At 67.1% G+C, this 25,430-nt stretch carries 21 protein-coding genes and 3 tRNA genes; 10 read left to right on the top strand and 14 right to left on the bottom strand.

Translation table 11 applies throughout. The features are described from left to right. The first annotated feature begins 75 nt into the window (after positions 1–75). Both upp and M3G03_RS01305 read left to right on the top strand, forming a co-directional pair. The gene (gene upp / locus M3G03_RS01310; protein WP_259807909.1) at positions 76–702 is read left to right on the top strand and encodes a uracil phosphoribosyltransferase; all 627 of its coding nucleotides are present in this window, start codon (positions 76–78) and stop codon (positions 700–702) included. Continuing rightward, on the top strand, positions 699–1,394 hold the full coding sequence (locus M3G03_RS01305) for a GNAT family N-acetyltransferase (RefSeq protein ID WP_259807514.1): 696 nt from the start codon (positions 699–701) through the stop codon (positions 1,392–1,394). The genes upp and M3G03_RS01305 overlap by 4 nt, the downstream gene beginning before the upstream one ends. A gap of 89 nt (positions 1,395–1,483) precedes the next feature. On the opposite strand, the gene M3G03_RS01300 is transcribed toward M3G03_RS01305, so the two are convergent. Both M3G03_RS01300 and M3G03_RS01295 read right to left on the bottom strand, forming a co-directional pair. Continuing rightward, on the bottom strand, positions 1,484–2,416 hold the full coding sequence (locus M3G03_RS01300) for a 1,4-dihydroxy-2-naphthoyl-CoA synthase (RefSeq protein WP_259807513.1): 933 nt from the start codon (positions 2,414–2,416) through the stop codon (positions 1,484–1,486). A 92-nt stretch (positions 2,417–2,508) separates the two neighbouring features. Continuing rightward, positions 2,509–3,027 carry an AAA family ATPase gene (locus tag M3G03_RS01295; RefSeq protein WP_259807512.1) on the bottom strand — a complete coding sequence of 173 codons (519 nt, stop codon included), beginning with the start codon at positions 3,025–3,027 and terminating at the stop codon, positions 2,509–2,511. 177 nt (positions 3,028–3,204) lie between these two features. Between M3G03_RS01295 and M3G03_RS01290 the strand changes: the two genes are divergently transcribed. Then, entirely contained in the window at positions 3,205–4,971 is a 1,767-nt protein-coding gene (locus tag M3G03_RS01290; RefSeq protein WP_259807509.1) for an alpha-amylase family glycosyl hydrolase, read from the top strand. A 97-nt stretch (positions 4,972–5,068) separates the two neighbouring features. On the opposite strand, the gene M3G03_RS01285 is transcribed toward M3G03_RS01290, so the two are convergent. Then, the gene (locus tag M3G03_RS01285; RefSeq protein ID WP_259807507.1) at positions 5,069–5,818 is read right to left on the bottom strand and encodes a DUF1345 domain-containing protein; all 750 of its coding nucleotides are present in this window, start codon (positions 5,816–5,818) and stop codon (positions 5,069–5,071) included. Next, positions 5,818–6,384 (bottom strand): hypothetical protein, encoded by a 567-nt coding sequence (locus M3G03_RS01280; RefSeq protein ID WP_259807505.1) that lies wholly within the window; start codon positions 6,382–6,384, stop codon positions 5,818–5,820. The genes M3G03_RS01285 and M3G03_RS01280 overlap by 1 nt, the downstream gene beginning before the upstream one ends. Before the next feature lie 59 nt (positions 6,385–6,443). Between M3G03_RS01280 and M3G03_RS01275 the strand changes: the two genes are divergently transcribed. Further along, positions 6,444–8,507: a S9 family peptidase gene (locus tag M3G03_RS01275; protein ID WP_259807503.1), complete on the top strand. Its 2,064-nt coding sequence runs from the start codon at positions 6,444–6,446 to the stop codon at positions 8,505–8,507. A 3-nt stretch (positions 8,508–8,510) separates the two neighbouring features. On the opposite strand, the gene M3G03_RS01270 is transcribed toward M3G03_RS01275, so the two are convergent. The 5 genes from M3G03_RS01270 to M3G03_RS01250 form a co-directional block, all read right to left on the bottom strand. Beyond that, the gene (locus M3G03_RS01270; RefSeq protein ID WP_259807501.1) at positions 8,511–9,110 is read right to left on the bottom strand and encodes a TetR/AcrR family transcriptional regulator; all 600 of its coding nucleotides are present in this window, start codon (positions 9,108–9,110) and stop codon (positions 8,511–8,513) included. Then, the gene (locus M3G03_RS01265) at positions 9,110–11,374 is read right to left on the bottom strand and encodes a YhgE/Pip domain-containing protein (protein WP_259807499.1); all 2,265 of its coding nucleotides are present in this window, start codon (positions 11,372–11,374) and stop codon (positions 9,110–9,112) included. The genes M3G03_RS01270 and M3G03_RS01265 overlap by 1 nt, the downstream gene beginning before the upstream one ends. After that, the gene (locus M3G03_RS01260; RefSeq protein ID WP_259807497.1) at positions 11,371–12,066 is read right to left on the bottom strand and encodes a hypothetical protein; all 696 of its coding nucleotides are present in this window, start codon (positions 12,064–12,066) and stop codon (positions 11,371–11,373) included. The genes M3G03_RS01265 and M3G03_RS01260 overlap by 4 nt, the downstream gene beginning before the upstream one ends. 27 nt (positions 12,067–12,093) lie before the next feature. After that, positions 12,094–13,233, bottom strand: a complete 1,140-nt coding sequence (locus tag M3G03_RS01255) for a glycerate kinase (protein ID WP_259807495.1) — start codon at positions 13,231–13,233, stop codon at positions 12,094–12,096. Between the two features lie 184 nt (positions 13,234–13,417). Further along, positions 13,418–13,490: transfer RNA gene (locus M3G03_RS01250), tRNA-Arg, on the bottom strand. Between the two features lie 201 nt (positions 13,491–13,691). Here M3G03_RS01250 and M3G03_RS01245 point away from each other — a divergent pair. Further along, on the top strand, positions 13,692–15,542 hold the full coding sequence (locus tag M3G03_RS01245; RefSeq protein WP_259807493.1) for a phosphoenolpyruvate carboxykinase (GTP): 1,851 nt from the start codon (positions 13,692–13,694) through the stop codon (positions 15,540–15,542). Between the two features lie 133 nt (positions 15,543–15,675). Here the strand turns inward: M3G03_RS01245 and M3G03_RS01240 are convergent, their stop codons facing one another. Further along, a complete protein-coding gene (locus M3G03_RS01240; RefSeq protein WP_259807491.1) occupies positions 15,676–16,386 on the bottom strand; it encodes a hypothetical protein in 711 nt (236 codons plus the stop codon). A gap of 89 nt (positions 16,387–16,475) precedes the next feature. Next, positions 16,476–16,564: transfer RNA gene (locus M3G03_RS01235), tRNA-Ser, on the bottom strand. Between the two features lie 115 nt (positions 16,565–16,679). On the opposite strand from M3G03_RS01235, the gene M3G03_RS01230 reads away from it, so the two are divergent. After that, positions 16,680–18,314, top strand: coding sequence for an LCP family protein (locus tag M3G03_RS01230; RefSeq protein WP_259807489.1), 1,635 nt, complete (start codon positions 16,680–16,682; stop codon positions 18,312–18,314). A 47-nt stretch (positions 18,315–18,361) separates the two neighbouring features. On the opposite strand, the gene M3G03_RS01225 is transcribed toward M3G03_RS01230, so the two are convergent. Beyond that, positions 18,362–18,799, bottom strand: a complete 438-nt coding sequence (locus M3G03_RS01225; RefSeq protein WP_259807487.1) for a hypothetical protein — start codon at positions 18,797–18,799, stop codon at positions 18,362–18,364. 1 nt (position 18,800) lies between these two features. Next, positions 18,801–18,883, bottom strand: a tRNA-Ser gene (locus M3G03_RS01220). 70 nt (positions 18,884–18,953) lie between these two features. On the opposite strand from M3G03_RS01220, the gene M3G03_RS01215 reads away from it, so the two are divergent. Genes M3G03_RS01215 through argG form a run of 4 tightly spaced genes read left to right on the top strand, consistent with a single transcriptional unit; the run spans position 18,954 to position 23,639 of the window. Further along, positions 18,954–19,964 carry an NAD(P)H-quinone oxidoreductase gene (locus M3G03_RS01215; protein WP_259807485.1) on the top strand — a complete coding sequence of 337 codons (1,011 nt, stop codon included), beginning with the start codon at positions 18,954–18,956 and terminating at the stop codon, positions 19,962–19,964. A gap of 39 nt (positions 19,965–20,003) precedes the next feature. Further along, complete coding sequence (locus tag M3G03_RS01210) at positions 20,004–21,176, top strand: MFS transporter (RefSeq protein WP_259807483.1); 1,173 nt, start codon at positions 20,004–20,006, stop codon at positions 21,174–21,176. A gap of 55 nt (positions 21,177–21,231) precedes the next feature. Further along, entirely contained in the window at positions 21,232–22,164 is a 933-nt protein-coding gene (locus M3G03_RS01205; RefSeq protein WP_259807482.1) for a Ppx/GppA family phosphatase, read from the top strand. A 47-nt stretch (positions 22,165–22,211) separates the two neighbouring features. Beyond that, on the top strand, positions 22,212–23,639 hold the full coding sequence (gene argG / locus M3G03_RS01200; RefSeq protein ID WP_259807907.1) for an argininosuccinate synthase: 1,428 nt from the start codon (positions 22,212–22,214) through the stop codon (positions 23,637–23,639). A gap of 2 nt (positions 23,640–23,641) precedes the next feature. Here the strand turns inward: argG and M3G03_RS01195 are convergent, their stop codons facing one another. Then, entirely contained in the window at positions 23,642–25,366 is a 1,725-nt protein-coding gene (locus M3G03_RS01195) for a pyruvate dehydrogenase (RefSeq protein ID WP_259807480.1), read from the bottom strand. Positions 25,367–25,430 lie beyond the last annotated feature (64 nt).

The raw sequence follows: 25,430 nt of genomic DNA, 5'->3' as shown, positions 1-25,430 counted from the left end.
CACGAACCCTTCCCCAGCGCTCCCCCCAATCGGGCTGGAAGCGTGTGAGAGAGTGATTGCGTGGAACTGCGTGTCATCGATCACCCCCTGGTTGCCCACAAGCTGTCCCTGCTGCGCAGCCGGGACACCTCCAGCGTGACCTTCCGCCAGCTCGTCGACGAGCTGATGACCCTGCTCGCCTATGAGGGGACGCGCGAAGTACGCGTCGAGTCCTGGGAGCTGCAGACCCCTGTCGCCCCCACGGTCGGGACCCGCATCGCCAAGCCGAACCCGCTGGTGGTGCCGATCCTGCGCGCCGGCCTGGGAATGCTCGAAGGCATGATGCGGCTGATCCCGACCGCTGAGGTCGGCTTCGTGGGGATGGCCCGCAACGAGGAGACCCTGCAGCCGGTCACCTATGCCGAGCGCCTGCCCCAGGACCTGACCGGACGCCAGTGCTACGTGCTCGACCCGATGCTGGCCACCGGCGGCTCCTTGGGCGGCACCGTGAAGTTCCTGGTGGACCGCGGCGCCGACCACATCACCTGCATCTGCCTGCTGGCTGCCCCCGAGGGCATCGCTCACTTCCGTGAACTGGTCGACGCCCTCGACGTGCCCTGCACTCTGGTGACGGCCGCCGTGGACGAGAAGCTCAATGAGGTCGGCTACATCGTGCCCGGCCTCGGTGACGCTGGCGACCGGCTCTACGGTCTGGCGGAATGAGTCCGTCCAGGACCCTCGAGGAGGTCTACCCTCCCTTCGGGCTGAGGGTGACCTGCGGGGACCTCGTCCTGCGGGGGATCACCGATGAGCTGATCATGCCGCTGGTCGAGGTGGCTCGCCGTGGTGTCCACGACAAGGGCGAGGAGGAGAACCCGCTCGGCTTCGACTGGACCGCCGCTCCCCCGCGGTACCTGGCGATCAACTACGCCAGATGGGCCTGGGGTCACCGGGTCAACTTCACCCGCGACTCGTTCATCCTGGCGCTGGCCGTGGAGTACCAGGGTGAGATCGTCGGCGTCCAGGAGGGAAAGGGCGAGAAGTTCCATCTCACCCGATCGATCAGCACCGGCTCCTGGATCGGGCGCGAGTTCCAGGGCCGCGGCATCGGGACGTTGATGCGCCAGGTGTTCTGCACTTTTCTGATCGATCAGCTCGGGACGCAGGAGGTCATCTCCGGCGCCTTCACCGACAACCCGGCGAGCCAGCGGGTGAGTGAGAAGACCGGGTATGTGCGCAATGGCATCCACCGGATCCCACGAGGGACCAGGAGCGCAGCGGACTCGCTGATGTATCGCCTCACCCCCGGGACCCTGGTGCGCCCCAAGGAGCCGGTCGAGGTCGAGGGCCTCGAGCCGCTGCGCCGGTTCCTCGGGCTCGAGGGGGACGCGGGCGGTTCGGCCGAGCCCGCATGACACGCCACCCCTCGGCCTCATCCTGACGCCCGACCGTGCATGGCCAGTCCCCGCCATGGGGAGGCCGTTGCTAGCAGTAGTAGGGGTTGCTAGTAGTAGTAGGGGTAGTCCGACCAGTCCGGATCCCGCTTCTCCAGGAATGAGTCGCGCCCCTCGACGGCCTCATCGGTCATGTACGCCAGCCGCGTGGTCTCCCCCGCGAACACCTGCTGGCCCACCAACCCGTCATCGATCGCGTTGAACGCGTACTTCAACATCCGCTGCGCCGTCGGGGACTTGCCGCAGATGATCCGCGCCCACTCCAGACCCTCGGTTTCCAGGTCCGCATGCGGCACCACTTTGTTCACGGTCCCCATCTCGTAGGCGCGCTGGGCGTCATAGGTCTGCCCCAGGAAGAAGATCTCCCGCGCCACTTTCTGCCCCACCTGCCGCGCGAGGTAGGCCGAGCCATAACCGGCGTCGAAGCTGCCGACATCAGCATCAGTCTGCTTGAACCGGGCGTGCTCGGCCGAGGCCAGGGTCATGTCGCACACCACGTGCAGGGAGTGTCCGCCACCGGCCGCCCAGCCGTTCACCAGCGCGATCACCGGTTTGGGCATGAACCTGATCTGGCGCTGCACCTCCAGGATGTGGAGGCGACCAAGCTTGGCCAGGTCGAGCGGTGAGGGCTTGGCCGAACCATCGTTGGCGGCCTCACCGGCGTCCACCTCGGCCATGTAGCCGGCCTTGCCGCGAATGCGCTGGTCACCCCCGGAGCAGAACGCCCAGCCGCCATCCTTCTTCGACGGCCCGTTGCCGGTCAGGAGCACACAGCCGACGTCTGCCGACATGCGCGCATGCTCCAGAGCGGTGTAGAGCTCGTCGACGGTGTGGGGACGGAAAGCATTGCGCACCTCGGGCCGGTTGAAGGCGATGCGCACCGCCGGCACTTCCTTGGCCCGGTGGTAGGTGATGTCGGTGAACTCGAACCCGGGGATCTCGTCCCACAGCTCGGCCTTGAAGGGGTTGTCCACGTCGCTCATGGTGCGAGCCTATCGGCCTCCCCGTCCACAGGCCCGGCCAGTTCCCAGACCAGCGGGAGATGCCAGCAGCGGGTGGGGCGAACCTGGCGGGGTCATGACCAGCCCAAGGCTGCTGCCGCGGCGGAGATGGTCTGCTCGGGGGTCTGGTGGGTGGAGTCGAGCCAGGGGCCGAGGCCACGCAGGCGTTCCAACTCCTCGGCGATGAAGTCATAGCGGTCCCCCACCGTGGCATGGCCCCGTTCCGCGTCTCGGCGCAGCCGCTCGTCCCGGTCGGGTGCCAGGTGGACGTAGCGGACCGACAGCGGCACCACCGCTGCGCAAAAGCGGTCCCACAGTCGGGGGATCAGCAGTGAGTCGACCACCACGTCGAATCCGGCAGCGGTGAAGTTGCGGGTCAGCGCGCCCAGGTTGTCCCAGCGCAGGTCGAGCTGCCGCAGCGACTCCTCGTCACCGATGCCGGGGTCGACGCAGCCACTGACGGTGAACCGGTGCTGCAGCAGGTCGCCCTCCAGCCACACGGCGCGGTCACGCCAGGCGGCCAGCCCGCGCGCGACGGTGGACTTCCCCGACCCCGGCAACCCATTGACGCACACGACCTGAGGGGACTCCATGCTGACGAGCCTACGTCCCGCGAACTGGGCGGCGCCTGCTGCCCCAATGTCACCCGACTGTCACAGCAGGGCCACATCTGGGGCAGACTGGGACGCGGCCGCGGGCGCCTCGCGGCGTGCGCGTCCCCGGGAACATCCAATGGGCAGGACGTCCTGCCACCAGTACCAGGAGACGACGTGGGCAATCTCGAGGGAATGGGCGCCATCCTCACCGACCAGGGCACCGGCTTCCGGGTGTGGGCTCCCCATGCCAGCTCGGTGAACGTGGTCGGCGACTTCAACGAGTGGAACGACTCATCCCACCCGATGACCAGCGAGAACAACGGGTTCTGGTACGCCTTCGTGGACGACGCCAAGGCCGGTCAGGAGTACAAATTCGTCATCAGGAATGGCGACCTGGTTCTGCATCGCAATGATCCCTACGCCCAGAAGGTCACCAATTCGGTGGGCAACTCGGTCATCTACGACCACGACGCCTTCGACTGGCAGGGCGACACCTTCGAGGTGCCCTTCCACAACAACCTGGTCATCTACGAGATGCACGTGGGCACCTTCATGGCCGAGCTGGGCCCCGGCACCCTCGAGAGCGTCACCGCCGGCCTGGACCACCTGTCCAAGCTCGGCGTCAACTGCATCGAGCTGATGCCGGTGATGGAGTTCGCCGGCGACCAGTCCTGGGGCTACAACCCGGCCCACCTCTTCGCCGTCGAGTCGTCCTATGGCGGCCCGGACGCCCTGAAGCTGCTGGTGCGTGAGGCCCACAAGCGGGGCATCTCGGTGATCGTCGACGTGGTCTACAACCACTTCGGCCCCTCCGATCTGGACCTGTGGCAGTTCGACGGCTGGTCGGAGAACGGCAAGGGCGGCATCTACTTCTACAACGACTGGAAGTCCTCCACCCCGTGGGGCGACACCCGCCCTGACTACGGACGCGGAGAGGTCCGCTCGTTCATCCGCGACAACGCGCTGATGTGGATCGAGAAGTACCACGTCCAGGGCCTGCGCTATGACATGACGCCCTACATGCGCTCGGTCAATGGCTCCACCGACGACATTCCCGAGGGCTGGACGCTGTGCCGTTGGGTGAACGACCAGGTTCGCGCGACGCTTCCGAATGCGATCCTCCATGCCGAGGACCTGCACGGCGTGGCCGCCGTAACCTCGGACGCCGAGGATGGCGCCGGGTTCAGTGCCCAGTGGGACACCCACTTCGTGCATCCCATTCGCAAGGCGATCACCGAGATCAACGACGCCGATCGCAACATGGACGCCGTGGCCGACGCGATCATGTTCAACTATGGCGACGCCTTCGACCGCGTGATCTACACCGAATCCCATGATGAGGTCGCCAACGGCAAGGCTCGCGTCGTGGAGGAGATCGACGGGGAGAACAACGGCTCCTGGTTCGCCAAGAAGCGCTCGACCCTGGGTGCAGTGCTGACCCTCACCTCGCCGGGCATTCCGATGCTCTTCCAGGGGCAGGAATTCCTGGAGGGTGACTGGTTCCGCGACAACGTGCCGCTGGACTGGGACCGCAACGAGGAGTTCTACGGCATCACGCGCCTCTACCGCGACCTGATCCGCCTTCGCCTCAACAGCGACGGGGTCAGCAAGGGGCTGATGGGCCAGAAGACCCGGATTCTGCACAACCACCGCGACAACAAGATCATCGCCTTCTACCGCTCGATGGATGGTGGCGTGAACGACGACACCGTGGTGATCGTCAATCTCGGCAACAAGCTGTGGACCGGCTACGGAATCGCCATGCCGGAGGAGGGCAACTGGAGCCTGCGCTTCAACTCCGACGCGAAGGTCTACTCCGATGACTTCAACGGCACCCCGAGCGCTGATCTGGTCGCCAGCTGGGACGACCAGGACGGCTTCCCGGCCAGCGCCACGGTTGACCTCGGCCCCTACTCGGCTCTGGTCTACACCAAGAGCTGAGCCGGCCTCCTCCGCGCGCAAACCTACCCATCTTTGTCAGCCCTGCCCGTCATTGCGGGTAGGGCTGACAAAGATGGGTAGGTTTGGCGTCCCGCGGTCAGCCACCCAGGGCGAGTGAGACCATCAACGCCACCAGCACCGTGTTGAACCCGAATGCCAGCAGCGCGTGGAGAGTGACCAGTCGGCGTCCGTGCCGGGTCATCACGGTAGCATCGGTCACCCCGAAGGTGGTCTGGACCGACACCGCCAGGTAGACGTAGTCGATCCAGGCCTTCTCGACGGCCCCGGCGCCACCGTCTGGCTCGTCGGGCAGGCAGAGGAACTCGGCGAGCGAGTCCTCCCGGGCATAGTGCAGCGCGTAGCAGACCACGCATTCAACCCAGGCCGCGAGCACCAGCGCACCGGCGGCGAGCAGCACCCCCGGTTGGTGGCGGAGGCGCCCATCCACTAGAAGGATGATCACGCCGACCAGGGCCAGGGCGGCCATCGTCAGGGCAGTGGACGCAGCCCCACCACCGCCGGTGAAGATCCTCCGCCACCACGAGGCCCGGCGCTGTCGGCGAGGGGATGCCAGCACGGTGTCGACCAGTTCGCGTCCAGTCAGCCCGCGAAAGGCGAGCCAGGTCAGCAGGCTGTCGGCCACCGTGAGGCAGGCCCAGCAGACGAGCACCCAGAACCAGGTCCACGAGTAGAGCTCCACCCGGGAGCGGCGGAACTCCGTGAACCCGATGATCAGGCCCGTGAGCACTAGCGCGAACAGGGTGCCCACGCCAGCCGCCCACATCGAGCGCGGCCCATCCATCACCAGCCATCGCGGGCGGGTGACCGTCGAGGCGGGGCCGCTCATCACCGCTGCATGAGTACGTCCATGCCAACCGCCAGGGCAGCCGCGACCCGGAAGTCGACGCGCTGGTCGGGCACGTTGACGGTGTACTTGTCGCGCAGCGCCCACTGTCGCTCGATCGAGACCAGTGGCGACCCGTTGACGTCCATGTAGTCGAAGTGGATCGGCAGGAAGTACGTCTCGCTGAAGCGGCGCAGCAGCGCCACGATCTGGTTGCGCTCCTGGCCGGTGCCTGCGTACCCAGGGCCCTCGACATGGAAGGTCGAGCGGAAGAAGCTCGCCGCGAAGTCCTTGTTGAAGTAGGCCAGCGGCTGCATGTTCTCGTCGAAGATGTCGTACCGACCGTTGAGGTCCATCACATTGCGCGCCTTGAAGCTGAACACCGGGCGGGTTCTGGAGGCGTCGGCGTAGAAGATGACGTGCTCCCGGAAGGCCAGCCGCTTCTGCTCGGCGAAGCAGATCAAGTTGCCCAGCGTTCCGTCAGGGTTCGCGGCGAGGACCTCGAACCGATTCACCGTCAGGGCGATCTTCTGCTTGACGAAGAACTGGGGAATGTAGTGCAGCTGCATGATGATTTCCTTCATAGAGGCGAGGACGCACCATTGTCCAGACCGATAGGTTCATTCGCATGCGTCCCGACCAACTCCCGCTCCTCACCTCCCTGTCCGCCCCTTCGCTCAGCCCCGACGGCTCCTGGGCGGTGGTCTCCGCCACTCGCCCCGACTTCGATGCCGATGGCTACGTCGGTCAGCTGTGGCGCGTCCCCACTTCCGGCGAGGAGGCACCGCGCCGCATCACGCGCGGGTTCCGTGACACCAACCCGCAGGTCTCCCCCGATGGTCGCCTGATCGCCTTCCACCGCAGCGTGCCCGGCAAGCCCGCGCAACTTGCCATCGTGGACGCCCGAGGCGGCGAACCCCAGCTCGTCACCGACGCCACGCTGGGCGTGGGGTCCTTCACCTTCTCCCCCGATGGACGCACCCTGGCCTACGTCTCCCGCATGCCCGATGCCGGGCGCTATGGCGACGTGGAGGACATCACCCCGGGCCAGGAGGACCCCCGCTCCTTCACCGGCAACCGCCTCCAGGCCAATGGCATCGGCTGGTACCGCGACCGGCCCGCCCAACTGTTCACCATCGAGGTCCCCGACCTGGATGCCGAGCCGCCGGTGAAGCCTGTCGGCCGGGCTGCCCAGCACTCCTCCCAGGCGGCTGAGGAGCAGGACGTCACCGCCGCTTCGACCCCGCTCGTTCCGACTCCGAGCCGGATCACCGAGGACCACACCGACTGGTCGGACCCCGCCTTCACCCCTGACGGGAGGGCCCTGGTGGCCACCGCCGCGCGCCACGAGACCGCCGAGGACGACCTGCTGAACGACCTCTGGCTGATTCCGCTGCACGGTGGCTCGAAGGACGGGGAGCACGAGCCGCAGCTCCTCACCGGCACCGGGGAGCTCGGCCTCTCGGTCGACTCCCCGGTCGTGATCGGCGAGACCGTCTTCTTCCACGGCCGCGAGCTCGGTGAGAGCCGGCGTGACTTCGTGGGCAACCACTCCAGCGTGTGGGCCGTCGACCTGCGCGGCGAGACCGCCCCACGTCGCCTCACCGACCGCGAGCTGACCGTCGTGAGCGACCTCATCCCCTGGTCCGGCGAGGTCTCGGGCAAGAAGCTCGGCGAGGGCGTGCTGTTCACCGATGTCCACCGCGGCACCGGCCGCCTCTTCCACGTGTCTGCTGACGGCATCACCACCCCACTGAGCGATGGCACAGAGGTCGCCCACGCACCCGCGGCGGCGTCCCGGACCATCGTCTGCACCATCACCACTGAGCGCTCGATGGGCGAACTCGCCGTCCTGCGCGGTGACTCCCTGCAGTCGCTGACCGACTTCTCGGCACGGCTGCGGGCCGAGACCACGATCGTCGAGCCCCTCGAGCTGATCGCCACCGCCCCGGACGGCTACCCGGTCCACGGCTGGGCCTACCTGCCCGAGGGCGAGGGCCCGCACCCGGTGATCCTCAACATCCACGGCGGCCCCTACTCCTCCTACGGCAAGGAGTTCTTCGACGAGGTCCAGGTCTATGTCGAAGCCGGCTACGCGGTCGTCCAGTGCAATCCACGCGGCTCCTGGGGGTACGGCTCCGCCCACGGACGCGCCATCAAGGGCGACATGGGCAACCTCGACATGGTCGACATCCTGGCCTTCCTCGACCACGCCACCAGCACCCACCCGAGCATGGACGCCGAGCGGGTCGGCATCATGGGCGGCTCCTATGGCGGCTACATGACTGCCTGGATCATCGCCCACGACCACCGCTGGAAGGGCGCCATCGTCGAGCGCGGCTTCCTGGACCCGTGGAGCTTCATCGGCTCCAGCGACATCGGCTGGTTCTTCCCGCTCGAATACACCAGCTACGACCGCAGCGAGGCCGACCGGCAGTCCCCCATGACCCACGTGAACCAGGTCACCACGCCGACCCTGGTGATCCATTCCGAGCAGGACCTGCGCTGCCCGCTGCACCAGGCGCTGCAGTACTACACGCTCCTGCGAGCCAACGGCGTGGACGCCGAGCTGCTCGTCTTCCCGGGCGAGAACCACGAGCTGTCCCGGTCAGGCACGCCATGGCATCGCCGCCAGCGCTTCGAGAAGATCCTCGCGTTCTGGGCTGACACGTTGCCCGTCGACAGCCGGTAGCGGTCAGGACAGGTAGCCCCGCACGATGGCCATCAGGGCAGCGACGCGATCCTCGGTGGGGATCTCGTCGTTGCCCAGCTTGGCGTCCATGCCGGTGATGTAGGTGGCACCGAAGAGGGTGATGGCGAAGACCTCGGGCCGGATGCCCGAGCGCGAGGCGCCCAGCCGTGCCAGCGATTGGCAGATCAGGGCCAGAATCTCCCGGCGCATCTGACGCAGCTGCTCACCCCAGGGGCTCTCGACCAGCCACATCTCGCTGTGCCAGAGCTTGGCAAAGCTGCCGTACTCGTCAAGGAAGTCCAGGGTCTCGCGGATCATCCCCTCGATGGCCTCCATCGGGTCCGGTGCTGAGGCAGGTTCCAGCAGTTCGTCCCGCATGACGGAGTAGCCGTGGTCGATGAGGCCGCGGATCAGCTCGTTCTTGGAGCCGAACTGGTAGTAGACGGTGCCCTTGGCGACCCCGGCTGCGGCAGCGATCTCATCGACGGTCACCTTGTCAGGGCCGACATCCCCGACCAGGTCCATCGCAGCGGTGAACAGCCGTGCCCGGCTCGCCGTGGTGCGCGGGCTGGTGGCGTGGCGGTGGCGTGCGGTGGTGCTCATCAGATCGCGATTTCCGGCTCGAGGACCTTCAGTGTCCAGGTCTTGTGCTTGTGGGCGGCCAGGATCGACATCATGAGGCCGAGCGCGGTGTAGCCGACGAGCATCCACGCGTTGGTGGAGACTGATCCAATGTCCGAGCCGTAGATCAACCGGCGGAGCCCTTCCACCACATGCGACATCGGCAGCACGTCATGGACGATGTGCAGCGGCTGGGGGGTCAGCTGCCAGGGCAATGTGCCGCCCGCGGCGGTGAGCTGGAGCACGAGCAGGATCAGGACGATGAACTTGCCCGGCGTCCCGAAAAGCGCCACGGTGCCCTGGATGATCGCGGAGAAGGCCATCGTCGCCAGCAGCATGAAGGCCCAGGTCAGCGGCAGGTTGGCCGGGTGCAGACCGAGCACAAAATGCACCACCACGAGCAGGATCGTCGCCTGGGCCATCGCGATCAACCAGAAGGGGATCCAGCCGCCCAGCGCGATGCGCCAGGATCGCGCATTCGATGCCAACGCCCGCTTCGCGATGGGGCGAAGCGCCTGCACCAGCATGAACACACCCACCCACAGCGCGAGGCTGAGGAAGAAGGGCGCCAGGCCGGCGCCGTAACTTCCGGCCTCGCTCTGCTGAATCTTCTGGATCCGCACGGGGTCGCCGATCACCTGGGAGACGTTCTTCTTCTTGGCGTCGGTGACATGGGGGACCTTGTCGGCCCCATCCCGCAATCCGGTGGCCAGGTCGCCGGTGCCGTCGTCGAGCTGCTTGGCGCCAGCCTTCAGGTCCTTGGCGCCGGTGTCGAGGTCCTTGACGCCCTTCTCGAGCTGGGCGGCGCCGCCGTCGACCTTGGACGCCCCGGCAGCAAGCGTGCTGGCCCCTTCGCTGAGGTCCTTCGCGCCTGTGGCGAGCTTCGACGACCCCGCCTTCAGCTTCTGGACGCCCGCGACCGAGGTGTCGAGGCCGTTCTTGAGCTGGGTCGCCCCGGCGTCGAGCTGGGTCGCGCCGGCGTGCGCGTCCGTGATGCCCTTGCGGAGCGCTGGCACGGAGTTGGCGAGCTTGCGATTGCCGTCGGCGACCTGTCGTGAGCCATCGGCGAGAGCCTGCATCGAGGTGGAGGCGTCGTCGAGCTTCTTCGTGGCCTCCTGGTGGGCCTGGTCGTCCTGGCGAGCGTCGTAGTCCTTGAGGATCGCGTCAGCCTGCTCGCGGGTGAGGACGCCATCGGCGACCAGCTTGTCGGTGCTCTCCACCAGGGCCTCGCGGGCCTTGGTGTGCAGGTCCCGGGCGGTGCTGATCGCCTTCTGGACCTTCTGGTTCAGCTGCTCATTGCCGTCGGCAACCTTCTCCGATCCGTCGGCAAGTTTCTCGGTGTCGGAGACCAGGGTGCTGGTCTGGTCGTCCATCGTGGCCAAGCCGCTGTTGAGCGCCGAGGTGCCCTTCTGCAAGGTGGTCGCCCCGTCCCGCAGCTTCTTCTGCCCGGCCTGCAGGTCCCCCACGCCCTTGTCGAGGGCGGTCGCGCCGGTCGACAGCGTGCTCGCCCCCTTCGACAGGTCGCTGGTACCGGTCTTGAGCTGGCTGGTGCCCTGATGAAGTGTCGTGCTGCCGTCGACGAGCTTCTTCGTGCCGGTGGCGAGCTGGTTGGTGCCGTTCTTCAGCTTCGTCGACCCGTCGTGCAGCTTGTCAGCCCCGTCGGCGGCCTTGACCATGTTGGTGTGGATGACCCCAAAGCTGGTCAAGAACTTGTCCGCAGCGGTGGTGCCGATCTGGCGGGCGACCGAATCGTGGACCTCAGTGAGGAGTTTGTCCACGAAGGTGTTGATCATGTAGTTGTTCGCGTCATTGGTGATGACTTCGAGCAGCCCGGGCACTGCCGGCTTGTCTTCGTCTTCGGGTCGGATACTCCCGCTGGAGAGCAGATCAGCAGAGAAGTTCTCGGGGATCACCACAGCGAAGGAGTAGGTCCCGGCCTCCACGCCCTTCTTTGCCTCCTCCACGGAGCTGACGTCCTTCCAGGTGAAGGAGTGGCTCTCGTGCAGTGACTTCGCCACATCCCGACCGAGATGCTGCTGCTTCCCGTCCTGGTCGACAGCGCCGCGGTCCTTGACGACCAGCGCGGCGGTCAGGTTCGAGAGGTTCGACTGCGGGTCCCAGTTGGCGTAGAGGTAGGTGGCGCCGTAGAGCAGCGGGACGATGGTGAGGGCGACGATCGCGACCTTCGGCAGCAGACCGGTGGTCATCCGCTTGAGTTCGGACATCGCGAGCTGGAGCGCGGTCATGACTGGGCCTCCTGGGCCTTCTCGTTCTGGGCCTTCTCGTTCTGGGCCCTCTCGTTCTGGGCCCTCTTGTTCTGGGCATTGCCGATTATGGCGTAGGGCCCGTCCCACATCGCGGGGATGACGGACACGACAGCGACCACCGCGACATCCCGCTCGTGGTCTATGAGGATCTGGACCAGGCGCCGCAGCCATTCCTCGTCGGTGGCGCCATGGCGTTCGGGGGAGTCGCAGACGACCAGGTGGACGTCGGGGTCGGCCAGGGCAAGGTTCACCAACAGGTCAAGCCGATCGGTGGGGCTCAGCTGGTCGATCCACTGGTCGGCGATCCCCTCCTGATGGTAGGACTCCAGCCAACGCATCGGCAGGACCCGGTTCCAGGTGAAGGTGGGAATGAGCGCCAAGTCCTCCTTCACCAGGTCCTTGACCTTGAGGTAGGACTCCGGTTCATTCACCCCCGGTGAGTCCAGTAGGGCGCTGGCCCGACGAATGTCGCGGGTGCGACCGCTGCCCTGCCAACTGACCCTGCCCGAGTTCGGCTTCATGCGTCCCGACAGCATCAGCGAGAGTGCGGTGCGCGACTCCTGGGTTTCTCCCTGGACGAGGAGTAGTTCCCCGCGGCGCACCTCAACGGTGGTCGCAGGCACAAGGGTCGCGTGGCGCCCTTGGAAGGACAAGGAATCAGTGACGAGCACACCACGAGCGTAACTCGAACTGACCGGTCAGTTCAAATAAGCTGTTCGGAGTCGACGCAGGAGCTTCGTGGTGGCGCGCTGAACGTTACTCGCCGCCTGCCCCAACGCCTGCTCACGTTCCTGATCGGCCGGGGTGATGACAGCGACCGAGGTGATCCCGGAAGCCTGGAGCGTCTGGTGGTCGACGTCTTCGACACGCCCCACCAGGGCGTGGCAGGGCTTGCCCAGGGACGCTGCGAGCTGGGCGAGGCGCGGCACCACCTTGCCGGCCAAGCTCTGCGCGTCGAAGCACCCCTCCCCCGTGAGTACGATGTCGCAGGCCTCGACGAGGCCAGCCAGCCCGGTGTGGTCGGCGACGACATCGAAACCGGGACGCACCTGTGCCCCCAGGAGCATCAGCGCCCAGCCCAGACCCCCGGCAGCCCCCGCCCCGGGCACCGCCGCGTGCGACTCGGGCAGGTCGGCCTCGAGCAGGAAGGACAGCGAGGCCAGCAGCTGGTCCAGCTCCGCGACCTCCTCCGGTCCGGCTCCCTTCTGCGGGCCGAACACAGGCGCCGCGCCCGCTGGACCGGTGAGCGGGGAGGAGACGTCGGTGGCGATCGTGATGGACACCTCGGCCAGGCGGGCGTCCAAGGAACTGCGGTCGATGCTGTCCAGCCGGCGTAGGGCTTGGGGCGTCGGCTCCAGCCCGTGCCCGCCGGCATCCATGAAGCGGATGCCCAGCTCGGCCAGCATCCCGGCTCCCCCATCGCAGGTACCAGTGCCGCCCAGTCCGATGACCAGATCGACGCAGCCGGCGTCCATCGCCTGACGAATCAGGGCCCCCAGGCCACGGGTGTCGAGCCCCATCGGCCGACGCTGCTCAACCGGGATGCCTGCCAGGCCCACCACTTCGGCGACCTCGATCCACGCGCGGTCGCCCAAGCGCAACCATTCCGCCTCGACGTACTCGCCGGTCGCCGATCGGACCCTGGAGGTCATCGTTCCTGTCGCCGGGGTGCGCATCGCGTCCAGGAAACCCTCGCCGCCATCGGAGAGTGGACGCAGGGTGGTCCGGGCCTCGGGGAACACCTCGCGGACCCCAGCCTGCATGGCCTGAGCTGCCTCACGCGCCGTCAGTGACTCCTTGAAACTGTCGGGGGCCAGCAGCACGTGCGGGGAGTCCATGGATGGAAGTCAAGCATGTCCAGGGATGGGAGGCGCACAGTGTGAGAATGTCAACAGGCCACGCGGGTGCCTCTCCGGGACGTCCGAAGGTTCGCCAGCCGCGCCGGGGCCGGTGCCTCCCGGCCGTGACGACAGGGAAACCGCCAGGAATCCCCTTGTCCGGGGCATCCTGGCGGTTGATCTGCGCGCTCGGAGGGATTCGAACCCCCAACCTTCTGATCCGTAGTCAGATGCTCTATCCGTTGAGCCACGAGCGCAAGGCGGTAACGCCAAGAGACGACTTTACATGAGCCCTCCGCAGGCGCCAAATCGATCCACCCGCTTGAGCCCACGCGGATCCTGCGATGGAGAATGGGAAGTGGAAGCACTCACGCCGAAGACTTAACCTGAGCACAGAAGTCTCGACGTGAAGATACCTCTCTCGAGATCCCCTCACAACGACGTGCCTGGAGACACCGATGACCGACACTCCCACCGCCACCACGATCCCCACCACCGGCGATGTGCCCGATTTCCCCCGTCTCGTGGACTGGGTGAACGAGGTCGCCGCGATGACCCAGCCCCAGGCCATCCACTACTGCGATGGCTCCGAAGAAGAGTACCAGCGCCTCGTGGACGAGCTGGTCAAGGCCGGTTCGGTTGTTCGCCTCAATGACGAGCTGATGCCGAATTCGATCTACGCCCGCACCGACCCCGATGACGTTGCTCGCGTCGAGGACCAGACCTTCATCTGCTCCGAGAAGGAGGAGGACTGCGGCCCGACCAACAACTGGATGGATCCCGAGGAGATGAAGGGGATCATGCGCAAGTTGTACGACGGGTGCATGGAGGGCCGCACCATGTACTTCATCCCCTTCTGCATGGGTCCGCTGGCCTCCAAGGACGCCAAGTTCGGCGTCGAGATCACGGACTCGGCCTACGTTGTCCTGTCGATGCGCGTGATGACCCGCATGGGCCAGCAGGTCCTCGACGAGATGATCAAGCGCAATGCTGACTTCGTCCCCGCCCTGCACTCGGTGGGCTTCCCGCTGACCGAGGGCACCAAGGACGTCCCCTGGCCCTGCAACGACGAGAAGTACATCACCCATTTCCCCGAGGAGCGCATGATCTGGAGCTACGGCTCCGGCTACGGTGGCAACTCACTGCTGGGCAAGAAGTGCTACTCCCTGCGCATCGCCTCGGCCATGGGTCGCGACGAGGGCTGGATGGCCGAGCACATGCTGATCATCAAGGTGACCTCGCCCGAGGGCAAGAGCTATCACCTCGCCGCCGCCTTCCCCTCCGCCTGTGGCAAGACCAACCTGGCCATGCTGCAGCCCACCATCCCCGGCTGGAAGGTCGAGACCGTCGGCGACGACATCGCCTGGCTGCGCTTCGGGGAAGACGGCCGCCTCTACGCGACCAACCCGGAGAACGGCTTCTTCGGCGTAGCCCCCGGCACCGGCGCGGAGACCAACCCGAACGCGATGGACACCATCAAGGTCGGCAACAACATCTTCACCAACGTCGCGCTCACCGATGACGGCTCCGTCTGGTGGGAGGGCATGACCAAGGAGAAGCCCGCGCACCTGACCGACTGGAAGGGTCGCTCCTGGACCCCCGAGGGGGGGCCGGTCGGCGGTCGCAAGGGTGAGAAGGCTGCCCACCCGAACAGCCGCTTCTGCACCCCGATCGCCCAGGCCCCGACCGTGTCGGAGGACTTCGAGAACCCCAACGGCGTGCCGCTGGACGCGATCATCTTCGGGGGACGCCGCGAGAACACCATCCCGCTGGTCATGCAGTCCCGCGACTGGAACCACGGCGTGTTCATGGGCGCGACCTGCTCCTCCGAGACGACCGCTGCCGCCACCGGAGCCGTGGGCGTCCTGCGCCGCGACCCGATGGCCATGCTGCCCTTCATCGGCTACCACGTCGGTGACTACCTGCAGCACTGGATGGACATGGGCGAGAAGGGCGGCGAGAAGATGCCCAAGATCTTCTACGTCAACTGGTTCCGCCGTGACCAGGAGGGCAACTTCCTGTGGCCGGGCTTCGGCGAGAACAGCCGCGTGATCAAGTGGATCGTCGACCGCGTCGAGGGCAGGGTCCAGGCCGACGAGACCCCGATCGGCCTGCTGCCGAAGGCTGGCGACCTCGACACCGAGGGCCTGGACCTGGACGCGGAGATCCTGCGCAAGGTGTCGGAGTACTCCCCCGAGGAATGGAAGTCCGAACTGCCGCGCATCAAGCAGTGGCTGGACTCCCTGGGTGACAAAACCCCGCGCTACCTGTACGAGGAGCTGCTCGACCTGGCCCTGGCCATCGGCTGATCCTTCTGCCCTCCAGGCACGGCGAACCCCCGACCTCGGTCGGGGGTTTCGTCGTGTTCGGGGGTTCGTTGTTCGGGGTTTCGTTGTTCGGGGGGACGCCGGTCTCAGCCCCTCGCGCCCCGCCACATGGCCTTCAGCATTGACGTGGGCTCGACGGTCGTGGCCCCGGCATGGCTCGACAGCGGCCGGTGCCCCAGCAGGTGGTCGGACGCCCAGTGGGGCAGCCCGAGCGCCCGAACGAGGTCCGGCACCAGGACCTGTGGGTCGAGGGAGCCCTCGGCGACCACGCGGGAGAACAGCCCGGGGTCGACCAGCTCCACACCGGCTTCCCGTGTGGCCTCGACGGGCGGCTGGGCCAGCCCGAGCACAGCACGGCATCCCTCGTGGAGGATCTCCTGGGGCCCCACCAGCGAGGAACGCCCGCCTCCCCGAGCCCGGCGGCCAGACCCTGGACTTCCGGCCGGGCGTCCCCACGCCGGGCCAACAGGACGCCGTGGACGGTCTCCTCGGTTTCATCCCAGGGTGCCACGTCATCCGGATCGGGGGTGGTCAGCTGGCCGTGCCGGACGAGCCGCATCTCATGGGGCTTCTCGGTCACCAGGTCAGCCCGGCCCGCCAGTTGGCTGAGCTCGACGAGGACCTCCTCCGCAGGGAACTCGGTGGCGTCCCCGATCACATGCAGCCGGCGACGAAGACCCAGCCGGACGCCGGCCACCTGGAGGCACTGCCAGCCCGCCGCCACCTCCTCCATCCGACCGGGGATCCGACGACGCAGCGCCCAGGCGCGAACTTGCTCGGGCAGGGCGTCGCAGAAGTAGAAGACGGGTTCCATCGTGGGCGCCATCGCGGCTCCATTCGTCAGCCCGGGCCACGTCGGTGCAGGGGACCAGGGAAAATCGAAGCCCGCCCCACTCGAGTGGGGCGGGCTGAACGCGGAGGCGGCGGGATTTGAACCCGCGTGTGGCTTGTGACCACTCCCGCTTAGCAGGCGGGCGCCATGGACCGTACTAGGCGACGCCTCCATGTCACAAGAAGGAAGTCTAACCGTTCCCGCTCACCGTCGGCAAAGCAGCAGTGCGCCGTTTTGGGGCGGCCCTCGTATCATGGACGCAAGGCGCCCAGCACGAGGAGACACCCATGAGCCCGGAGGATGGACTGTACCGTCCCGACTCACCCCGCCGTCTCCTGGTCGACGATGATGACGCGCCCACCACGATCCACCCGGTCCAGACCGAGCGCAAGCCTGCGCACGCCCACGAATCGGCGTGGGACCGTCCTTTCTCGAAGGCTCTTGCGCTCACCGCGCTGGGCACTTTTCTCCCCGGACTGGGCGTCCTGCACACCCGCTGGCGCAAGTGGGGCCTCCTGCTGCTGGCCGTGTTCCTGCTGGGCATCCTCTCGGTGGGCACCTGGGTCGCGAACGATCCCTTCGAAGCGGCCAAGATCGGTACCCGCCCCAGGCTCCTGACGTTCCTGACGGTCCTGCTCAGCGTCGGCGCCTTGCTCTGGGCCGTGATCGTCGTGGGCACCCATCTGATCGTGCGTCCCAAGACGCTGACCCCCCTGCAGCGGATGGTGGGCGCGATCGCCGTGGCTGTACTCACGTTCTTGGTCACCACCCCACTGGCCGTGGCCGCTCGTTACTCCTGGGACCAGGCCGCCCTGGTCCGGCGCATCTTTGGCGAGAACGACAAGAAGCGCTCCATGACGCGTCCCGAGCTGGACACCAACCAGAAGTCGGACGCCTTTTGGCGTGCGAAACCGCGACTCAACTTGCTGCTCGTCGGGCTGGACGACTCGAAGGCACGCAACTACAGCAAGGACGCTGCGGCCAGCACCGATACCATGATGGTGGCCTCCATCGACACCCTCGACGGCGACATGGTGCTCATCCAGATCCCCCGCAACATGGCCGGTGCTCCCTTCCCCGCCGATTCCGAGCTCGCCAAGGCCTACCCCGACGGTTACACCACGGGGGACGCCGATTCGCCCAACTCGTTGGCGAATTCCATCTGGTCCAATGTCCCTGCCGATCACCCTGAGCTCTTCGAGCACTCCGACTTCAAGGGTGCGGACGCCCTCAAGCTCGCCATGCAGGGCACCCTCGGCCTGAAGATCGACTACTTCATGGCACTGAACCTGGACGGGCTCTATGGCCTGATCAATGCCATGGGTGGGGTGCGGATCAACGTGAATGAACGGATCGCACTGGGCGCCAACAATGACGGCAAACCCCCGCGGGGGTGGATCGAGAAGGGTCCGAACCAGCTCCTGAACGGCGACGAGGCGCTCTGGTACGCCCGCAGCCGCTACCAGACCAATGACTTCGACCGGATGGGGCGCCAGTCCTGCGTGGTCAAGGCGATCATCGACCAAGCCGATCCGCAGACCCTGCTCACCCGCTACGAGGCCATCGCCCGCGCCTCAGGGGACGCCGTCACCACCGACATCCCCTCCGATGTCCTCCCCCACCTGGTGGACCTGTCACAGCGGCTGCGCAACGGCAAGCTGGACCGCATCCTGTTCGTGCACGGGCAACATGGCTTCAACACTGCCCATCCCAACTTCGACATGATGCGCACCCGGGTGATCGACGCGATCGAGGCACAGGGCGGTTCGGTTCCCGGCTTTTCGCGTCCCCCCTCGACCCCGGCCCCCTCACCGACGGCCACCCCCACACCCACGCCGACACCGTCGGCGAGCGCGTCGGCGACCAAGAAGCCGAGCAAGCCGGTGGAGAACCTCACGGACGTGTGCGCCTGGCAGGGCTGATCCCCACCCGGCACAGCTCCGCACCCTGCACCCCCTGGCGGGGGAAATCAGATGAAGTTGCGGTAGCCGCGGTTCTGGTCGAGGCGGCGGGTGATGTCCTTCAGCATGGACTCGAACTCCTCGTCGCCGGGGCCCCCGGGGCAGAAGAGGTGGGTACGCTCAACCTCGCCGTGGCTGAAGACCAGATGGGTCTCGTCCTGCGAGAGCGCCACCTTGGTGACACTCGACCAGGTCTTCTTCTTGTCGATGCCTGGACCGCGGACGTGGAATCCCTCGTCATCGAGGTCCACGTGCACCCGCATCGACCACAGCGAGTAGAGCGCCATCAGCAGCAGACCCACACCCACCAGCAGCACCAGCCCGCCGAGCCAGTCCCACAGCGCCCCGGACCCCGCCACCACCATCACTGCACCGATGACCGAGAGCACGGCAGCGAGCACGAAGGCGCGCAGCGGTGGGCGCGGCTTGATGGTGTAGGTCTTCACGCGGCGAGGGTGGGATTCGAACCCACGGAGGTTGCCCTCGGCCGCTTTCAAGGCGGCTGCACTAGTCCACTATGCGACCTCGCCAGAGCCCCCATGCTACTGGATTCCTCCCACCCGGCTGCTGCGACCCTCGCCGTCTGACAATCTTGGGGGCATGCGTGCCATCGACGTCCGATCAGCAGATCCGAACGAGACCGACAGCAAGGGACGCCCGAAGCGTCCGGGCCCTGACGCCCTGTTCGTCACGGAGGTCGAGACGCCCGACCCCGGCCCCGGAGAGGTGCTGGTACGGTCCGTCGCCTCCGGAGTCAACCGGGCCGACCTGATGCAGCGTCAAGGCCTCTACCCGCCCCCGAAGGGCGAATCGGAGATCATAGGACTCGAGGCGTCCGGAGTGGTCGAGGGGGTCGGCGAGGGCGTGACTCGCTGGAAGAAGGACGATGAGGTCGTGGCCCTGCTCGCCGGCGGCGGTTATGGGGAATACTTCGTCGCGCCCGAGGGGCAGCTGATCGCGCCGCCGGAGGGCGTTGACCTGGTCACCGCCGCGACCCTGCTCGAGGTGGCAGCCACCGTCGTCTCGAACATGGACCACGTCCGCCTGCAGGAGGGTGAGACCTTCCTGGTCCACGGCGGCGCCGGCGGGATCGGCAACTTCGCGATCCAGTACGGCAAGGCGCTCGGCTGCCGGGTTGCCACCACCGCAGGCACCGAGGACAAGCGGCAGCACTGCCGCGACCTGGGCGCCGACATCGCAGTGGACTACCACGACGACTGGGTCGCCGAGCTCAAGGAGGCCACCGACGGCCACGGCGCCGATGTGATCCTCGACATCATGGGCGCCAAGTACCTCGACCTGAACCTGGACGCCATGGCGACCGGCGGTCGCACCGTGATCATCGGCATGCAGGGCGGCACGAAGGGCGAACTCAACATCGCCAAGCTGCTCAACAAGCGGGCCACCGTCACCGCCACGAGCCTGCGCTACCGCCCTGCGAAGCAGAAGGCGGAGATCTGCGCCCGCGTTGCCGAGGTGGTCTGGCCGATGATCGAGGACGGCCGCATCAAGCCCGCCCCCATTGAGCAGTTCGGCATCGAGGATGCCGCTGCCGCCCACGCCCGACTGGAGTCCGGCGAGGTCACCGGCAAGCTCGTGCTCGTGCACTGAGCATTCGGTCCGCCGTCCAGCTCGTGACACACTGGCTCGGTGCTGTACCGCGAGGCGCTGAGCATCGCCACCATTCGCAACACCCTGCTCCTGGGCGTGTTGTGTCGTATCCCGATGTTTGCGATGGCGGTGTTGTTCACCCTGCACCTGGTCGAGAACATCACCCCCAGCTATTCCCGAGCCGGCGTCATCACCGCCGCCATGACCGTGGCCATGTCGATCTCGGCGCCCTGGCGGGGGCACATGCTCGACACCCAGGGACTGCGCCGCACCATGGTGCCCAGCATCGCGGTGCTCATCCCCACCTACACGGGGATGGCGCTGGTCAACAACTACTGGCTCCTGCTCGGCCTGGCCATCATCGCCGGCGGCATGGCCATCCCGACCTTCTCGGTCATTCGCCAGGTGCTGATCAGCAACTCCCCACTGCACCTGCGCAAGTCCACCGTCGCCCTGGACGGCACCATCACTGAGCTCTCCTTCATGATCGGCCCGGCCGTCGCCATCTGGATCGCCACTGCGTGGTCGACCCGCTGGACCGTCCTCCTTTTCGGCCTGCTCACGGTCGGCGCCGCCAGCGTCCTCACCATCGCCAACCCGCCCATCGTCGACCTCCACCAGGAGGACTCCGCACCCGCGGGGAACGAGTCGAAGCTCGCCTGGGTGAACCTGCGGGTGGTCGGCATCCTGGCGGCGGTCACCGGGCTCGGCTTCACCCTGGCCGGCACCGACCTGGCCGTGGTCGCCGGCCTGCGCAGCCTGGGGCGCCCGGACGCCATCGGCTGGGTGCTCGCCGGTTGGGGCTTCACCTCGGCCCTTGCCGGCTTGCTCTACGGCGCCCTGCCCCGTCAGATCGGGGTGAGTTGGCTGCTGCTGGGCCTGGGCCTGCTCACGATCCCTGTCATGGGGGCCCCCAATGTCACCGTCTTCGCGCTGCTGCTGATGGCCGCCGGCCTCTTCTGCGCACCCAGCCTGGTAGCCTCGGTCGACGAGCTCCAGCAGGAGGTCCCGCCCCGCTTTCGTGGCCAGGCCATGGGCTGGCAGGGCACCGCCATGACCATCGGCAACGCCTCGGCACCACCCATCGTGGGTGCCTTCATGGACGCCCGGGGCTGGTCATCGGGCTTCCTCGTCACGGGTCTCACCGGAGTGGTCATCGGGGCGGCCCTGCTGGCCGTCACCTCCCTGCGGCGCCGTCGGCTCGCCTCGTAGACTGGAGCCAGACCCGGCCACGTCGCAGGGCCGGCCCCAGGAGAAGAGATGTCCCATGCTCGGAATCCTTGACGTCGGCTCGAACACCGTCCACCTCCTGGTCCTTGACCCCGCCCCCCATGCCCGCCCGGCGCCCCTGGCCCAGGAGCGCCGCATCGTCCCACTGATGCTCCACCTCGACCAGTCCGGGGGCATCACCGCCGAGGGCATGGGGATGCTCACCGCTGCAGTCACCGACTGCGTCAACCTCGCCCGCGAGTGGGGGGTCACCGAGCTGGTGGGCATGGCCACTTCCGCGCTCCACGAGATCCCCCATGGACGCGATGCCGTGCGCCACGTGGAAGACCTCGCCGGTATCCCCCTTCGCGTCCTCACCGGCGCCGAGGAGGCCGAGTTCACCTTCATCGCCGCCCGCCGCTGGGCCGGGTGGGGCGCAGGACGCCTGCTGGTCTGCGACATCGGTGGTGGTTCCCTGCAGCTCGCCCAGGGCGCCTCGGAGCTCCCGGCCCAGGCCTTCTCGCTACCGCTCGGCGCCGGGCTGTTGACCCACCAGTTCCTGCCGTCCGACCCGGGCGGTCGGGAGGAGTGCGAGACCCTGGTCCAGCACGTCCGCGCGACCCTCGCCCATGTCATCAGCCCGCTCACCAGCAGCGCCCCGGACCGCGTACTCGGTACCTCGAAGATGCTGCGTTCGCTCGGACGACTGGCCGGTTTCCGCCGTACCCACACCATGGAGGGTCGGATCCTGCGCCGTGACCATCTGGAGGACTGGACCGAGCGCCTGGGTCGGATGCCACTCGACGCCCGCCTCCAGCTGCCCGGCATGACCCCCGAGCGCGCCAGGCAGGTCTTCGCCGGCGCCGTGGTGGCCTCCGAGACCATGCGCGCGCTGAACATCGACGAGCTGGAGACCTGCCCCTGGGCCTTGCGCGAGGGCGTCCTGCTGCAATTCATCGACCCGCGCAACAACTTCGACAGCTCGGAATAGTATTCCGTGCTCGGAATAATTATGCCGAACGGCTGTCTGCCACTAGGCTGGTCCTCGTGTCCAAAGTCCTGACCTCCATTCCGGCCGGCGAGCGCGTCGGCATCGCCTTCTCCGGCGGCCTCGACACCTCTGTCGCCGTCGCCTGGATGCGCGAGAAGGGTGCGATCCCGTGCACCTACACCGCCCACATCGGCCAGTACGACGAGCCTGACATCGAGTCGGTCCCCGGACGCGCCATGCAGTACGGCGCCGAGCTCTCCCGCCTGGTCGACTGCCGCGAGCAGCTCGTCGAGGAGGGCCTCTCCGCGCTGGCCTGCGGCGCCTTCCACATCCGTTCGGCCGGCCGCGCCTACTTCAACACCACCCCACTGGGCCGCGCCGTCACCGGCACCATGCTGGTGCGAGCCATGGCTGATGACAACGTCCACGTCTGGGGCGATGGCTCCACTTACAAGGGCAATGACATCGAGCGGTTCTACCGCTACGGCTTGCTGGCCAATCCCGCGCTGCGCATCTACAAGCCCTGGCTCGACGAGGCCTTCGTCTCCGAGCTGGGTGGACGCCACGAGATGAGCGCCTGGCTGACCCAGCGTGACCTCCCCTACCGCGATTCCCAGGAGAAGGCCTACTCCACCGACGCCAACATCTGGGGGGCCACCCACGAGGCCAAGACCCTGGAGCACCTCGACGTCTCCCTGGAGACCGTCGAGCCGATCATGGGCGTCAAGTTCTGGGACCCCGCTGTCCAGATCGACACCGAGGACGTGACCATCAGCTTCCGTCAGGGGCGTCCGGTCGAGATCAACGGCAAGACCTTCGACTCGCCGGTCGACCTCGTCATGGAGGCCAATGCCATCGGCGGCCGCCACGGCCTGGGCATGACCGACCAGATCGAGAACCGCATCATCGAGGCCAAGAGCCGTGGCATCTACGAGGCCCCGGGGATGGCCCTGTTGTTCATCGCCTATGAGCGGCTGATGAACGCCATCCACAACGAGGACACCCTGGCCAACTACCACTCCCAGGGCCTGCGACTGGGCCGCCTGCTCTACGAGGGACGCTGGCTGGACCCGCAGTCGCTGATGCTGCGCGAGTCGATCACCCGCTGGGTGGCCTCGGCGGTCACCGGCACCGTGACCCTGCGCCTGCGTCGCGGCGATGACTACAGCATCCTCAACACCCAGGGTCCGAACTTCAGCTATCACCCCGACCGGCTCTCCATGGAGCGGGTCGAGGATGCAGCCTTCGGCCCCACCGATCGCATCGGGCAGCTGACCATGCGCAACCTCGACATCGCCGACACCCGCAGAAAGCTGGAGCTCTATGCCTCCCAGGGCGAACTCAGCGGTGCCCACGCCGACCTGGTCGGTGAGGTGAAGCCCGGCGAGGCAGAGCTCATCCCCAGCCTGGGCATGGGTTCGGACGAGGCGGAGGCGGCCCTCGACCGTGCCGCCTTCGATCTCGGCACCGACTGACGTCAGCTGCGCGGGATGTTCCGCACGTTCGACCTCGCCATCGCGATGACCTCGCCTGCTCCTCCGCTGAGGACGGTGCGGCTCATCGCGGTGGCGAAGCCATACACCTGGTCCAGCGTGACCTTCGGTGGGAGAGACAGGGCGTTGGGGTCGGTGAGGATCTCCACCAGAACCGGGCCCGGGTGGTCGAAGGCCTGTTGGTAGGCCTTCTTCAGGTCCTTGGCCTTCTCCACCCGGATGCCCTTGATGCCCGCCGCCTCGGCGATGGCCGAGTAGTTCGCCGTCGGCACGTCGGTGCCCCAGCTGGGCATCTTGTCGACCAGCATCTCCAGCTTCACCATGCCCAGGGCGGAGTTGTTGAACACCACCAGCTTCACCGGGATCTGATAGGTCGCCACGGTCAGCAACTCACCGAGCAGCATCGACAGCCCGCCGTCACCGCTGACACTGATCACCTGACGCTCCGGGTAGGCGAACTGGGCCCCGATGGCGTGGGGCAGTGCGTTGGCCATCGACCCGTGCAGGAAGGAGCCGATCAGTCGACGGCGTCCGTTCGGGGTGACGTAGCGAGCGGTCCAGACATTGCACATACCGGTGTCGGCGGTGAAGATCGCGTCCTGGGAGGCCATGTCATCGAGCACCGCTGCCGCGTACTCGGGGTGGATCGGGGTCATCTTCTCCACCCTGCGGGTGTAGGCATTGGTGCCCTTCTCCACGATCCGGCGGTGCTTCTTCAGCATCTGCTTGAGGAAGCGGTCTGAGCGCTTCGGCTCGACCAGCGGGGTGAGTGCCTCCAGGGTGGGCAGCACGTCGCCGTGCACTGCGATGTCGACATCGGTGCGCCGCCCCAGCTTTTCGGCGGCCCGGTCAACCTGGGCGGTGCGGGTCTGGGGCAGGAACTGGTCGTAGGGGAAGTCCGTGCCCAGCAGCAGGAGCAGGTCGGCGTCCTGCATGCCCTCGGCGGCGGCGCCGTAGCCCAGCAGGCCGGTCATGCCGACGTCGAAGGGGTTGTCGTACTGGATGAAGTCCTTGCCGCGCAGACTGTGCCCGATCGGTGCCTTCAGCCTGTCGGCGAGCGCGATCACCTCGTCGTGGGCACCCTCGACCCCGGCCCCGGCGAAGATCGCAACCCGGGACGCCTGGTTGATGGCCTCCGCGAGTTGCTGCACGGAGGCGGGCGCCGGGTGCAGGCTGCCGCGCACCATGGGCGTGTAGTGCGGAACATCGGCGCCGACCTCGTCATCAGTGATGTCTCCGGGGACGCTGATCACCGCGACCCCCTGCTGCGCCACCGCATGCTGCATCGCGGTGGCAACCACGCGCGGGGACTGCGCGGCGGTGCTGATCAACTCGCTGTAGACGCTGCACTCGTCGAAGAGCTTGGCCGGATGGGTCTCCTGGAAATAGTCCATGCCGATCTGGGCGGTCGGGATGTGCGAGGCGATGGCCAGCACCGGGGCATGCGACCGATGCGCGTCGTAGAGGCCATTGATGAGGTGGAGGTTGCCCGGCCCACAGGAGCCGGCGCAGACCGCCAGCTCCCCGGTGAGCTGCGCTTCCGCCGCGGCAGCGAAGGCGGCGGCCTCCTCATGGCGCACGTGCACCCATTCGATGTCACTGCGGCGCACCGCGTCGACGATCGGGTTGAGCGAGTCACCCACGATGCCGTAGATCCGGCGGACGCCCGCAGCCTGCAACTGTTCGACGATTTGTTCGGCAACCTTCATGCCTCCACACAACCACCTGACACCAACCCTTGGGCGGGATCGTCCGGAAGTCACCCCTTTGTCG

Source organism: Aestuariimicrobium sp. p3-SID1156, assembly GCF_025144225.1.
Classification (GTDB): domain Bacteria; phylum Actinomycetota; class Actinomycetes; order Propionibacteriales; family Propionibacteriaceae; genus Aestuariimicrobium.
This window is presented reverse-complemented; position numbering and strand designations above follow the sequence as displayed.

Excerpts from the sequence above, each read along its gene's own strand:
- M3G03_RS01280 (WP_259807505.1), bottom strand. The coding sequence starts at position 6,384 with ATGCAGCTGCACTACATTCCCCAGTTCTTCGTCAAGCAGAAGATCGCC.
- M3G03_RS01240 (WP_259807491.1), bottom strand. The coding sequence starts at position 16,386 with ATGGCGCCCACGATGGAACCCGTCTTCTACTTCTGCGACGCCCTGCCC.
- M3G03_RS01300 (WP_259807513.1), bottom strand. The coding sequence starts at position 2,416 with ATGAGCGACGTGGACAACCCCTTCAAGGCCGAGCTGTGGGACGAGATC.
- M3G03_RS01230 (WP_259807489.1), top strand. The coding sequence starts at position 16,680 with ATGAGCCCGGAGGATGGACTGTACCGTCCCGACTCACCCCGCCGTCTC.
- M3G03_RS01205 (WP_259807482.1), top strand. The coding sequence starts at position 21,232 with ATGCTCGGAATCCTTGACGTCGGCTCGAACACCGTCCACCTCCTGGTC.
- M3G03_RS01275 (WP_259807503.1), top strand. The coding sequence starts at position 6,444 with ATGCGTCCCGACCAACTCCCGCTCCTCACCTCCCTGTCCGCCCCTTCG.
- M3G03_RS01305 (WP_259807514.1), top strand. The coding sequence starts at position 699 with ATGAGTCCGTCCAGGACCCTCGAGGAGGTCTACCCTCCCTTCGGGCTG.
- M3G03_RS01245 (WP_259807493.1), top strand. The coding sequence starts at position 13,692 with ATGACCGACACTCCCACCGCCACCACGATCCCCACCACCGGCGATGTG.
- M3G03_RS01195 (WP_259807480.1), bottom strand. The coding sequence starts at position 25,366 with ATGAAGGTTGCCGAACAAATCGTCGAACAGTTGCAGGCTGCGGGCGTC.
- M3G03_RS01215 (WP_259807485.1), top strand. The coding sequence starts at position 18,954 with ATGCGTGCCATCGACGTCCGATCAGCAGATCCGAACGAGACCGACAGC.
- M3G03_RS01265 (WP_259807499.1), bottom strand. The coding sequence starts at position 11,374 with ATGACCGCGCTCCAGCTCGCGATGTCCGAACTCAAGCGGATGACCACC.
- M3G03_RS01295 (WP_259807512.1), bottom strand. The coding sequence starts at position 3,027 with ATGGAGTCCCCTCAGGTCGTGTGCGTCAATGGGTTGCCGGGGTCGGGG.
- M3G03_RS01270 (WP_259807501.1), bottom strand. The coding sequence starts at position 9,110 with ATGAGCACCACCGCACGCCACCGCCACGCCACCAGCCCGCGCACCACG.
- M3G03_RS01255 (WP_259807495.1), bottom strand. The coding sequence starts at position 13,233 with ATGGACTCCCCGCACGTGCTGCTGGCCCCCGACAGTTTCAAGGAGTCA.
- M3G03_RS01285 (WP_259807507.1), bottom strand. The coding sequence starts at position 5,818 with ATGAGCGGCCCCGCCTCGACGGTCACCCGCCCGCGATGGCTGGTGATG.